Below are 12,234 nucleotides of genomic sequence, written 5' to 3' on the forward strand. Positions count from 1 at the left end.
CCGGCCCCTGACCTGACGGCCGCCGCGTCCGCGCTCCGAATGCGCTCCCGTTCCGTGCCCGACCTGACCGGCCGCCACGTCCGCCCCCCGCGTTCCCGATCCGCCTCCGGTCCGTGGTGACCGGAACGGCCACCGCGGCGCCGCCGGGAAAACCGCTGGTGCCCCGCGCGACCGCGGCACTACCGTGGCGCCGGGCCGCCCCGACCCGGCGGCCCGGAACCGGCGAGGAGCAGCGGTGGACGTGCACGACTACGCCCGGCACGACGCGGTCGGACTGGCCGCCCTGATCCGGCAGGGCCAGGTCAGCGCCGCCGAGGTCGAGTCGGCCGCCCGTGACGCGCTCACGCTCGCCCACGCCCGCCTCAACGCCCTCACCGGGCCGCTCCTGGACGCCTCCACCGCCTACGACCCCCGCGGGCCGCTGGCCGGGGTCCCCTTCGTCATCAAGGACAGCGGCCCCTTCACACGGGGAGTGCCCTCCGCCCTGGGCAGCCGCGGCCTGCTGGCCGTGGCCCGGCACGACCACGCCCTGATGGAGCGCCTGCGCGCCGCCGGTCTCACCGCCCTGGGCCAGAGCACCGCACCCGAACTCGGGCTCAACTTCGCCACCGAGCCCCGTCGGCACGGCCCCACCCGCAACCCCTGGGACACCGACTTCGGCGTCGGCGGCTCCAGCGGGGGAGCGGCCGCGCTCGTGGCGGCCGGAGCGGTCCCCTTCGCCCACGGCAACGACGGGGCCGGGTCACTGCGGGTCCCGGCCTCCGCCTGCGGCGTGGTCGGCCTCAAACCCACCCGCGGCCGCACGCCCTGCGGCCCCGACGCGGGGGAGGCGGGCTACGGGCTGGTGACGGAGTTCGGCCTCACCCGCACCGTGCGCGACGCCGCCCACCTGCTCGACGCCCTGGGCGCCCCGCCGCTGGGGGAGAAGTTCGTCGCGCCCGCACCCGCACGCCCCTTCGCCCAGGCCGTGCTCCGCGACCCCGGTCGGCTCCGGATCGCCGTCACCACCCGCCCCTGGGCCGAGACGGACGTCGACCCCGGCGTGGCCGAGGCGGCGCTGGACACCGCCCGGGCCCTGGAGTGGATCGGGCACACCGTGCACGAGGACGCCCCGGTCCTGGACCCGGAGGACGTGGTGGAGGGCTGCCTCCTGGCCGCCACGGCCACCGGAACCGCCCTGCTGCGCCTGCCCCACCGCCCCGACCCCGCGATGATGGAGGCCGTCTCACGCCAGGTCCTGGCCGAGACCCGCCGGTGCACCGCCGTGGAGATCGCCGGTGCCCTGCAGGCCCAGCACCGCGTCACCCGTACCGTCTCCCGGTTCCTGGACACCCACGACCTCCTGGTCACTCCCACCCTGGGACGTCCGCCCGCACGGCACGGCACCCTGGACTACGACGCCCCCGGCCACTCGGTGCGCTCCTGGCTGCGCCGGATCCTGTCCTACGGGCCCTTCACCGCGCCCTTCAACGTCTCCGGGCACCCCGCGATCAGCCTGCCCCTGGCCCAGAGCCCCCGCGGCCTGCCCATCGGCGTCCAACTCGTGGCCGCCGCCGGGCGCGAGGACCTGCTGCTGATGGTGGCCGCCCAGCTCGAAGCGGCCCTGCCCTGGCACGACCGGCTGCCCCCCGCCCACGTGTGAGCTCCCGCCGCCCACCCCTGCCCCATGCGGCCGGGTCCCATCCGCGACACGCCCGGAGATGGCCGCGACGGATCGGCACGGACGGCGTACACCTGGCAGGGGCGGCCGCTGCCGCCCCGACGCCAGGACACGGACCACGACGATCGGGGACAGTGATGAGGACGACCGCGTTACTGGCCACCGTCGCCTCCTGCGCGGGCCGGGGCATGCTCGCCGGGGCGGTAGGGACGGCGGCCATGACGGTCTCCAGCACGCTGGAGGCCAAGCTGCGCCAGCGGGGAGCGAGTTCGACGCCGGCCGACGTGGCGGGCACCGTGCTCGGCGTCGAGCCCGCCGGGGACTCCGGGCGCTTCGAGACGATCGTGCACTGGGGCTACGGCACCGCCTGGGGCGCGGCCCGGGGGCTCATCGGCGCCACCGGACTGAGCGGACCGGTGGCCGCGGCCGCCCACATGGCGGCGGTGTGGGGCGCCGAACAGGCCGTGCTGCCCGCCACCGGCACCGCCCCGCCCGCCTGGCGCTGGGGCGCCAAGGAGATCGGCGTCGACCTCTTCCACCACGCCGTCTACGCGCTCGTCACCAGTGCCGTCTACGACCGCCTCGACGCCGCCGCGGGGGAGACATGCCGGAGCTGATCGACCTGCACGCCACCGCCATGGGCGAGTTCGACCGACGGGTCAGGGCCGTGGGCACCGCCGACTGGGGGCGGCCCACGCCCTGCCGGGACTGGGACGTGCACGACCTGGTCGACCACCTGGTCACCGAACAGCTGTGGGTGCCCCACCTGCTCTCCGGCGGCCGGGTGCGGGACCTGGCCGAGGACCTGGCGGGCGACAACCTCGGCGAGGAACCCGCCGCCACCTGGGCGATCGCCTCCCGCGAGGCCCGCCTGGCCTGGCTCTCACCCGGGGCGCTGGAGCGCACCGTGCACCTGTCCATGGGCGACGCCCCCGGCGAGCACTACCTGTGGGAGATGACCTTCGACCTGGCCGTGCACGCGTGGGACCTGGCCCGGGCGGTGGGCGCCGACGAGCGCCTGGACCCCGGCCTGGTCGCCGAGCTGCGCGTGTGGACCGGGGACCGGCCCCTGGGGCCGGCCCCGATGTTCGAGGCCCCCGCGGCGGTCCCGGACGGTGCCTCGCCCCAGGACCGGCTCCTGGCCCTGACCGGGCGCACACCCTGACACGTCGGAGTCCTCCCGCCCGCGCACACCGGCGGCCCCGGAGCATCGTGCTCCGGGGCCGCCGACGTGTGCCAGGGGAGTGGTTCGGGGGTCAGGCCTCGACGCGCTCGGCCAGGTTGCGCTCGTCGAAGTCCATCTCGGGCGGGGGCCGGCGGAACCCCTGGGTGACGTAGGCGAGCTGGGCCAGCCCGACCAGCGCCCACACACCGCCGATGGCGAAGGCCAGACCGCTCAGGTTGGTCCACAGGTACACCGTCAGCGCCAGGCCGACGCCGGGAATGAGCCCGTAGCGCACCAGGTCGGCGCGGGTGCGCATCCGCTCGCGGACCACGAAGTGGCAGATGACCGACAGGTTCACCGCGGAGAAGGCCACCAGGGCGCCGAAGCTGATGAAGGAGGCCACCGTCTCGATGTCCAGGAACACCGCGCCCACCGACACCGCGCCGACCAGGACGATGTTGGCCGCGGGGGTGGAGTAGCGGGGGCTGAGGCGGCCGAAGACGCCCCGGGGGAGTGTGCCGTCGCGCCCCATGGCGTAGAGCACGCGCGAGACGCTGGCCTGGGAGCTGAGCGCGGACCCGAAGGAGCCGATGATCAGCGCGGTGGTCAGCAGCGCCGCCAGCAGGTCGCCGCCCAGGGCGCGCATGATGTCCAGCGCGGCGGAGTCCACGTCGGTGAAGCGGGAGTGGTCGGGGAAGACCATGTGGCCGAACCACGAGGCGGCCAGGAAGATCAGCCCGCCCAGCAGGGTGACGAGCATGATCGCCCGGGGCACGTCGCGGCTGGGGTCCTCGGCCTCCTCCGAGAGCGTGGTGACCGCGTCGAAGCCCAGGAAGGACTCGGTGAGGATGGCGGCGGCCGCGATGACGGGCAGGATCTCCAGCCCGGTGCCCGCGAAGGGCGCCAGCGGGTGGATGTCGGCCTGTCCGAACAGGTGCCGCGTGCTCAGGGCGAAGAACAGCAGCAGGAAGGCCACCTGGGCGCCGACGATGAAGGTGTTGGCCCGGGCCACGATCTGGATGCCGCGCACGTTCAGGGTGGTGATCACGACCAGGAAGCCGGCGATCCACACCCAGTCGGGCACGGAGGGGAACTGGGCGTTCAGGTACAGCCCGATGGTGATGTAGTTGATCAGCGGCAGGAACAGGTAGTCCAGCATCATCGTCCAGCCGACCATGAACCCCGTACGCGGCCCGAGCGACTTCTGGGCGTAGACGTAGGCCGAGCCGGTCGAGGTGTAGACCCGCGACATCCGCCCGTAGGAGTAGGCGGTGAAGAGCATGGCGACCAGGGCGACGAGCACCGCGGAGGGCAGGCGGCCCCCGGACATGGCGGTGGCCACGCCGTAGACGGTCAGGATCGTCGTCGGCACGAGGTAGGCCAGGCCGAACAGCACCAGATGCGGGAGCTTGAGGACGCGCTCCAGCTGAGGGGTCGTCTTTGGCAACAGATCGACCTTCCTGCGAGGTATATCACCACTTGCATGGCTTCAGGGCTTTTGTGAACCAGCCCACCATGACAGACATCACGTCCTGAGTGCAAGTGAATCACTCGCAAAGAATCGGCCCGACAACTGAATCACGATATCTAGCCTGAAAGCGCAATGAAATCAGTTGCCGAAACGGGGGAGGGGTCGTGCATCCACACGAACGACCCCACACCACACACCCCCGACCTCGTCCACGCACACGAACGGGGCCCGGCGCCCCCGCGCCGGACCCCGCCACCGCACACCCTCAGACCCCCGACAACTCCATCCGCAGCACCAGCGCCACCAACTCCACCAGCACCTCCTTGGCCGACTCCCGACTGCGCGCGTCGCACAGCAGCAACGGCACCTGGTCCTCCAGGTCCAACGCCACCCGCACATCGTCGCCGCGGTGCGTGCGCTGGCCGTCGAAGCAGTTCACCGCGACCACGAACGGCACCCCGCGGCTCTCGAAGAAGTCGATCGCACCGAAGGAGTCCGACAACCGGCGCGTGTCCGCCAGCACCACCGCGCCCAGCGCACCCTCCGCCAACTCCTCCCACATGAACGAGAACCGCTTCTGCCCCGGCGTCCCGAACAGGTACACCACCGTCGACTCGTCCAACGTGATCCGGCCGAAGTCCAGCGCCACCGTCGTCGTGGTCTTGCCCTCCACCCCCGCCAGGTCGTCCACGCCCACGCTCTCGGAGGTCATCACCTCCTCGGTGTGCAGCGACTCCACCTCGCTCACCGCCGAGACCAGGGTGGTCTTGCCCGCCCCGAAACCCCCGGCGACCAGGATCTTCAAGGTGTCGGGAACAGGTCCCGCCCCCTCGGAGGCCATCACGTCCAACGCCACTCCACCTCACAACGCACGAATACGCTCCAGTACCGACCGCAGCGTCGCGGCGTCCGGACGCCGCTTCTCCCACTCCGAGCTGTGCACCACCGCGTAGCCCTGATCCAACAGATCGGCCAACAGGATCCGCACCACTCCCAGCGCGAACCCCGAACGCGAGGCCGCCTCCGCCACCGACACCGGCCGCGCACACAGCGACAGCAACAGCCCCGGCTCGGGGTCGAGCTCCACCGGGTCCATCGACGGGACCGCCACCACCTGGGAGGTCAGGGCCAGATCCGAGCGCGACGGACGCGTACGCCCACCCGTCACCGAGTACGGACGGATCAGACTCGACTCCCCCGGCTCACCGGGCGGCACCCCGCTCACCCCACGCCACCACCCCGCCGTCGCGGCAGCGCCGACAGATGCGGACCCACCTGGCGCACCAGGCGGTTCACCTCGAACGCCGCCTGGCCCATGTCGCACGAGGACTCCGCGACCAGCGCCAACGACGCCCCCCGCCCGGCCGCCAGGACGAAGAAGAACACACTGTCCATCTCCACCACGGTCTGACGCACCTCGGCCGCCCCCAGCTGCGCCCTGGCCCCACGAGCCAGACTCGCGAACCCCGACGCGATCGCCGCCAGGCGCTCGCCCTCCCCACGGTCCAACCCCCGCGAGCAGGACAGCAGCAACCCGTCCGACGACAGCAGCAGCGCCTGCCGCGCGCCCACCACCCGTTCCACCAGGTCGCTCAACAGCCAGTCCAACGTCTGGGCCGGGGAAGCACCCCCCGTACCGCCGTCCGTGACCCGGTCCTCCGCCGCAGCACCCGCCGACATCGGCCTCACCCTTCCACGTCCTCTCCAGGGCCCGCACCGCGCGCACCCGCCTCACCACCAGGACCCTCGGACTCCGCGCGACCGCGCATCGTCCCGGCCTGGAACGCGCTCATCATGGACCGGATCTCCGACAGCGACCGCTGCCCGTCCGGCTCCCGCCCCGACGGGGCCGCCGGTTCGGACACCGGCTCCCGGCGGCCCCCGCGCCGACGCCGCGGCAGACCCATGTAGGTGTCCTCGGACTCCCCACCGGCCGCACCGCCCGCCTCACCGCTCGCCACCACCGCGGCGGCCACCGCCTCCGGCTCCCCCGCCCGCTCCGGCACTCCACCGCCGCCGCCCACGGGCGAGGAGGGGGACACCGGCGGCGCCGAGGGCGCCGGACCCGGGGAGGACCCGCCAGGGCGCGCACCGGCCGGCTCGGGCACACGCGCCTCCGGCCGCACCACCGTCCGCGCGAGCGCCGGCGACGACTCCGGAACGGGCGCGGGAGCCGCGACCGGAAGGCACACCGGCCCGGCCGGTTCGTTCGGCACCAGCGCGTCCTCGGGGATCACCACCACCGCGAGCGTGCCCTGCGCCGAGGACGCCAAGGACACCTCCAGGCCGTGCTGGGCCGCGACCGTGGCCACCACGAACAGCCCCAGCTGCGAATCCTCGCGCACCCGGCCCAGATCGAAGCGGGGAGCGTCCGCCAACAGCGCGTTGGCCCGCTCCACCTGGGTCTCGCCCATCCCCAGACCCCGGTCGCGCACCCGCAGCACGACCCCGCCGTCCCGGGCGCGCTCACCGGTCACCGTCACCTCGGTCCCCGGCGGGGAGAACACCGTCGCGTTCTCCAACAGCTCGGCCAGCAGCCGCACGGCGCCCGCCCCGACATCGCCCCGCAGCGCCACGTCGGGCAGCCGCCGCAGCCGCACCCGGGTGTAGTCCTCGATCTCGCTGGAGGCCGCCCGCACCGCCTCGTACAGCCCCACCGGGGCCCACCCGCGCCGCACGGGCGCGTCCCCGCTCAACAGCATCAGGTTCTCGGCGTTGCGCCGCAGCTGCGTACTGAAGTGGTCGATCCGGAACAGCGACTCCAGGACCGCCGGATCGGTCTCGCCGCGCTCCAGCGAGTCCAACAGCCCCAGCTGGCGGTGGACCAGCGACTGCGTGCGCCGCGCGATGTTGCGGAACATGTTGCGCACCCCCGCCCGGACCTGCGCCTCCTCCACGGCCGCGGCCACCGCGGCGCGCTGGGCGGTGTCGAAGGCCTCCGCGACCCCGCCGATCTCGTCCGAGCGCCCCCGGCCCAACCGCGGCACCTCCTCGTCCACGTCCACCTCCTCGCCCCGGCGCAGCCGCGCCGTGACCGAGGGCAGCCGCACCCGGGCGTGCTCCAGCGTCGCCGAGCGCAGGAGCTGCAGCCGCCGCCCCACCCGCTGGGCTCCGGTGACGGCGACCGCGCTGGAGGCCAGCGCCACCACCAGCGCGGGAACGCTGATCAGCAGCACCTGGTCGCGCAGCGAGGCGGCGTGGGCGTGGCCCAGGGCCACGACCCGCTCCATCTGCGCCTCCTCGACCTCGCGCATCCGGATGTCCACGGCCTCGGCCGCTCCGCGCCAGGTGGGGGTGTTGACCGGAATCGTGCCGCTCCGGCGCAGGGGCGTGCCGACGATGCTGCCCTGCAGCAAGTAGACGGTGTGCAGCACCGAGTAGGACTCCAGCGCCACGTAGTCCTGGCGGTCCTGGTCGCTGAGCTCGGTGCCCACCCGCGCCCAGGCGTACCGCTGGGCTCCGGCCGCCGCGGCGAAGGCGGCGTGGGACTCGGCGGGGAAGGAGTTGGTGGCCACCGCGTGCGCCAGGACGGCGTCCTGCTGGTTGAGCAGCTCGCGGGTGCGCATCAGCGAGGTCAGGGAGCGCAGGTGGGGGACCTGTTCGGGGTCGGAAAGCGCGACCAGGGAGTCCCACACGCGCAGCCCGTGCTCGATGACGTCGGTGTAGGTCCCCGCGGCCTCCTTCATGGTCATCTCCGCGGGGGAGAGGCCGTCCACGCTGGCGCGGTGGCCGTCGATCCGTGCCATGGCGTTCTGGAAGCGCAGGGCCGGCGCGGGGATCCGGTCGGCGTCGAAGTCCGCGATCCGCCGGTCCAGGACCGCCACGGCCCCGTCCGTGCGCTCACGGGCCTGCGCCAGGTCGTGCAGGTCGGCGTCGGCGCCGCTGGCGGCGGCCATGGTGGCGCGGCGCTCGCGCTGGAGCTCGCCGATGACCTCCACGACCGGACCGCCGATCTCCTCGGTGGCCGACGCGGTGGTGCGCAGCTCGCGGATGTCGGTCAGCATCACGGTGGTGAGCAGGGCCCACACGACCAGCAGGGTGGTGCTGGGGATGAGCACCAGCGTGATCATGCGGGCCCGCAGCGATCGACGCGTGTGCTGGGGCATGGGCTCGCTTCCGGGGGAGGGGAGGACGACGGGGAAGGCGTCCACCGGGGGAGGGGGTATCCGGAGTTCCCCAGAGTGAACAGCCCCGGAGGGTGATAGCGCAAGTGCCGGAAGGCCGTTCGGGGGTGCGATCGGCACGGACGTCGCAGGTCAGAGTGGAAGCTCTCGATCTGGCAACATTCAAAATCTACGTCGTAAAGGTGGCGCGTGCTTTGAAAAAGCACCTACAGCAAAAAGGAGCGGCTTCGCCGCACCGAACACCACAGGGTTCGCCGCGGCATGGGTGAGAGGGGTCCCGCACCCGGGTATGGCGCACGCAGGGAAGGCCACCGCGCGGGCACCGTCCAGTCACCCACTGGCACCGAAAGTGGCACCACCGGGGAGAGGACCCATGAAGCTCACCGACGACCAGATTCGCGAGGGGATCACCCGGCTGACCGACTGGCACTGGGATCCCGACCAGCCGGACATCCACCGGACCGTGCGGCTGCCCGACTTCGTGGCGGCCATCGACCTGGTCAACACGATCGCCCAGGCCGCGGAACAGGTCGGACACCACCCCGACATCGACATCCGCTACAACAAGGTGCGGCTCTCGCTGACCACGCACGCCGTCGGGGCCATCACCGAGAACGACATGTCGCTGGCCGCCCGCATCGACGAACTCGTCCCCTGACCTGCGCAGGCCGCCCCGCCTGACGGTCGGAGGCCGCGGTCCCGCCTCGGGACCGCGGCCTCCGCGGGTCCTGGCGGGAGGGGCGGCCGTCACGCGCGCTGACCCGCCGGCGGGGGGCCCACGGGTCCATGCGGCAGTACGCCCGCGGCGTGCAGTGCGCGGGCGCGTCCGCGGCGGCCCCGTCGAGGGCGTGCCCACCAGTGCCGGTGCGCTCAGCGCAGCCGGGCGCGGCGCATCTTGCCAGAGGCCGTGCGGGGCAGTTCGGGGACGAAGTCGACCGTCTCGGGCGCCGCGTGCTCGGCGAAGCGGCTGCGCACCCACTCCTTGAGCTCATCGGCCAGCGCGGGGGAGCCGTCGTGCCCTGCGGCCGGCACGATCCGCGCCCCCACGAGCTGGCCGGCGAGGTCGTCGGGCACGGCGTAGACCCCGCACTCCTCCACGGCGGGGTGGGCGTTGAGCACGGCCTCGACCTCGCTGGGGCCGACCCGGTAGCCGCGGGTGACGATGGCGCCGTCGTCGCGGGTGGAGAAGAACAGCTGCCGCCGGCGGTCGAGGAACCCGGTGTCGCCGGTCAGGTAGTAGGCGCGGTCGGGCGTGAAGCGCAGCTGGGAGGCGCTCTCGTTGTCCATGTAGCCGTCGAACCAGGCCAGGGGGCTCTCGGCGAGGTTGATGGCGATGCGGCCGTAGCTGCCCAGGGGGGCGGGGTCGTCGGAGATGGGCTCCAGGATCGTGACGTCCCACCCGGGGAAGGCGGGGCCGATGGATCCGGGGACCAGGGCGGTGTCGGTGCCGTCGGTTCCGCCGTTGGGGATGCCCGCGCACCAGCCGAGTTCGGTCTGGCCGTAGTGGTCGCGGACGGGGACGCCGAAGACGTCGGTGACCCAGTCGATGACGTCCTGGCCGAGGATCTCTCCGGCGCTGGAGAGGCGTTGGACGATGACCTCGGGCGGCAGGGTCTTGGTGGCGGCGCGCAGGGTGCGGTAGGTGGTGGGGTCGGCGGCGAGGTTGGTGACGCCGTACATGCCCAGGACGTCGAGGGTGAGTTCGGGGTCGAAGAATCCGGCGCGCAGTGCGAGGGATCCGTGTCCGGCCAGGAGGGGGGAGATGAGGCCGTGGTAGAGGCCGTAGGCGGATCCGGGGTCGGCGGTGTTCCAGTAGACGTCGTCGTCCTCCACGCCGAGTCCGAAGTGGTGGTAGGCGTGCATGGCGGCCAGGGCGCGGACGGGGACGGTGACGCCGCGGGGTGCTCCGACGACGGTGGACACGTAGAGGATGGCCAGGGGCTCGGCGCCGGTGAGGGTGGTGTCGGGGACGGTGCGGGGGGTGGGGCCGGTGAGGGTGGTGAGGGTGTGGTCGCCTTCGCGCAGGGGGTGGGTGCCGGTGGTGGCGATGTCCCAGGCGGGGGTGCTGGTCATGTCGGGGCCGGGGTCGAGTTTGGTGCGGTACTCGTCGTCGGTGATGACCAGGCGGGTGCGGGAGTTGGTGAGGCGTTCGGCGATGGCGGAGGGGGCGAAGGAGGGCAGGAGGGGGACGAGGACGGCTCCGAGTCGCCAGGCGGCCAGGGCGGTGACGGTGAGGTCGATGCCCTTGGGGATGATGGTGGCGATGCGGTCGCCGGGGGTGATGCCGAGGTCGTGCAGGCCGGCGGCGAGGGCGTGGGAGCGTTCGGCGAGTTCGCCGAAGGTGAGGGTGGTGGCGGTGAGGGTGGGGCCGATCTCGGTGGTGGCGACCGTGTCGGGGTGGTGGCGGTCGCAGAGCAGGTGTGCCACCGATGTGGCGGGGGTGTCGTAGGTGGTGATCCAGTCGCGTAGGAGCTGCGCCGGGTCGGACATCGGTGGCGGTCCTCGTTTTCGGTCGGTTTGTTGGTGATGGGTGGTGTACGTCAACACTATGCCCACCTGTGAGGTCGGCCTCACTCGCGTGGGCCGTGGGGGTTGGGTGATGATGTCCTGATGGACAGTGCAGCGGTGGTGGAGCGGTTCGGTTTGGGTGCGGGTGTGCGGGCGTGGCTGGAGGAGGCCGAGCGGCTGCCGGACCCGGTGCGGTCGCTGGAGGTGCCGGCGGATCCGGCGGGGGTGCTGGACCTGTTCGCGCTGGAGCCCCGGGACCGGGCCGAGGTGGAGGGGCTGTGGCCGGGGGAGGGGTGGCCGCCGGAGCTGTGGCACCTGGTGGAGTGCATGTACCGGCGGTTGTGCGCGGACGTGGATCTGCCGTTGGGGGGTTGGCGGGACTGGCCGACGCTGGTGGGTGCGGGGGACGCGCGGGTGCGGGTGGCGTCGTTGTGGGCGTTCGCGGCGATGGTTCCGGCGTTGTTCGAGCGGCACGCGTCGTGGGGGGTGGACCGGTCGGTGACGGTGGCGACGCTGGCCGATGTGGGTGTGCAGGTGGCGCGGTCGCGTCGGATGTTCGGTCGGTTGAGTGTGGAGACGGCGTCGTGGGTGGCGACGCAGTTCCGGGGGCGTTTGTTCTGGGTGGGCGGGTTGCAGTTGGAGCCGGCGCTGCTGGTGGATCAGGGGGGCGTGGAGTGGTTGTCGCGGGAGGAGGCGCGGTCGTTGGGTGCGGGGTTCGCGCCGGGGGATCGGTGTCTGCGGTTGCACATTCCGTCGGGTGGGTTGGACCCGGTGTCGGTGGATGCGGCGTTGGCGGGGGCGCGGTCGTTCGCGCGGGCGCATCTGGGGTTTGATCCGGTGGTGGCGACGTGTTCGTCGTGGTTGTTGGATCCGGTGTGGGGTGAGGTGTTGGGGGAGGGTTCCAACATCGTGCGGTTCCAGCGGCGGTTCGAGTTGGTGGGGGCTGGTGTGCCGGGGGAGTCGGATGTGTTCCGGTTCGTGTTCGGGATGCCGGAGGTGGATGTGGCCGCGGCGCCGCGTGGGACTCGGTTGGAGCGTGCGGTGGTGGAGCGGTTGGAGTCGGGTGGGGGGTTTCGGGTGCGTACGGGGTGGTTGCGGTTGGAGTGAGGCATGGCTGTGGGGCTCGTCCGGTGCGGACGGGCCCTTTTTGTTGTGGCGGTTGTGTTGTGGTGTCGCGGTCGGGCCCCGGGGGTGGGAGGCCTGGGGTGGTGCCTTGGCGGGGTTGGGGGTCGGTGGTGGGCGGGCCCTTGGTGTGGTGCCGGGGTCGGCGGCGGGGGTCCGGGGGTTGGCGGTGGGTGCGGTTGCG

Annotated in this window: 11 protein-coding genes; 5 read left to right on the forward strand and 6 right to left on the reverse strand. The window is 72.9% G+C overall.

Translation table 11 applies throughout. From position 1 onward, the window contains the following. Positions 1-235 precede the first annotated feature (235 nt). The 3 genes from ADL05_RS28320 to ADL05_RS28330 all read left to right on the forward strand — a co-directional run bounded on the left by ADL05_RS28320 (position 236) and on the right by ADL05_RS28330 (position 2,825). Complete coding sequence (locus tag ADL05_RS28320; RefSeq protein ID WP_053620072.1) at positions 236-1,642, forward strand: amidase; 1,407 nt, start codon at positions 236-238, stop codon at positions 1,640-1,642. A gap of 155 nt (positions 1,643-1,797) precedes the next feature. Then, the gene (locus tag ADL05_RS28325) at positions 1,798-2,277 is read left to right on the forward strand and encodes a hypothetical protein (protein ID WP_053620073.1); all 480 of its coding nucleotides are present in this window, start codon (positions 1,798-1,800) and stop codon (positions 2,275-2,277) included. Further along, positions 2,265-2,825: a TIGR03086 family metal-binding protein gene (locus ADL05_RS28330; RefSeq protein ID WP_053620074.1), complete on the forward strand. Its 561-nt coding sequence runs from the start codon at positions 2,265-2,267 to the stop codon at positions 2,823-2,825. Before ADL05_RS28325 ends, ADL05_RS28330 begins: the two co-directional genes overlap by 13 nt. A gap of 91 nt (positions 2,826-2,916) precedes the next feature. Here ADL05_RS28330 and ADL05_RS28335 read toward each other — a convergent pair whose 3' ends face one another. The 5 genes from ADL05_RS28335 to ADL05_RS28355 all read right to left on the reverse strand — a co-directional run bounded on the left by ADL05_RS28335 (position 2,917) and on the right by ADL05_RS28355 (position 8,402). Next, positions 2,917-4,272 (reverse strand): APC family permease, encoded by a 1,356-nt coding sequence (locus tag ADL05_RS28335; RefSeq protein WP_053620075.1) that lies wholly within the window; start codon positions 4,270-4,272, stop codon positions 2,917-2,919. 289 nt (positions 4,273-4,561) lie between these two features. After that, positions 4,562-5,137 carry an ATP/GTP-binding protein gene (locus tag ADL05_RS28340; protein ID WP_053620094.1) on the reverse strand — a complete coding sequence of 192 codons (576 nt, stop codon included), beginning with the start codon at positions 5,135-5,137 and terminating at the stop codon, positions 4,562-4,564. A 21-nt stretch (positions 5,138-5,158) separates the two neighbouring features. After that, positions 5,159-5,521: a DUF742 domain-containing protein gene (locus ADL05_RS28345; RefSeq protein WP_053620076.1), complete on the reverse strand. Its 363-nt coding sequence runs from the start codon at positions 5,519-5,521 to the stop codon at positions 5,159-5,161. Continuing rightward, a complete protein-coding gene (locus ADL05_RS28350) occupies positions 5,518-5,976 on the reverse strand; it encodes a roadblock/LC7 domain-containing protein (RefSeq protein ID WP_053620077.1) in 459 nt (152 codons plus the stop codon). The genes ADL05_RS28345 and ADL05_RS28350 overlap by 4 nt, the downstream gene beginning before the upstream one ends. 5 nt (positions 5,977-5,981) lie before the next feature. Next, entirely contained in the window at positions 5,982-8,402 is a 2,421-nt protein-coding gene (locus tag ADL05_RS28355) for a nitrate- and nitrite sensing domain-containing protein (protein WP_053620095.1), read from the reverse strand. Positions 8,403-8,793: 391 nt separating this feature from the next. Here ADL05_RS28355 and ADL05_RS28360 point away from each other — a divergent pair, with 391 nt between their 5' ends. After that, positions 8,794-9,078 carry a 4a-hydroxytetrahydrobiopterin dehydratase gene (locus tag ADL05_RS28360; protein WP_053620078.1) on the forward strand — a complete coding sequence of 95 codons (285 nt, stop codon included), beginning with the start codon at positions 8,794-8,796 and terminating at the stop codon, positions 9,076-9,078. 212 nt (positions 9,079-9,290) lie between these two features. Here the strand turns inward: ADL05_RS28360 and ADL05_RS28365 are convergent, their stop codons facing one another. Further along, complete coding sequence (locus ADL05_RS28365) at positions 9,291-10,910, reverse strand: AMP-binding protein (protein WP_053620079.1); 1,620 nt, start codon at positions 10,908-10,910, stop codon at positions 9,291-9,293. A gap of 120 nt (positions 10,911-11,030) precedes the next feature. Here ADL05_RS28365 and ADL05_RS28370 point away from each other — a divergent pair, with 120 nt between their 5' ends. Continuing rightward, on the forward strand, positions 11,031-12,035 hold the full coding sequence (locus tag ADL05_RS28370) for an acyltransferase domain-containing protein (RefSeq protein ID WP_053620080.1): 1,005 nt from the start codon (positions 11,031-11,033) through the stop codon (positions 12,033-12,035). Positions 12,036-12,234: the final 199 nt, after the last annotated feature.

The organism is Nocardiopsis sp. NRRL B-16309, assembly GCF_001279585.1.
In the GTDB taxonomy this organism is placed as follows: Bacteria; Actinomycetota; Actinomycetes; order Streptosporangiales; family Streptosporangiaceae; genus Nocardiopsis.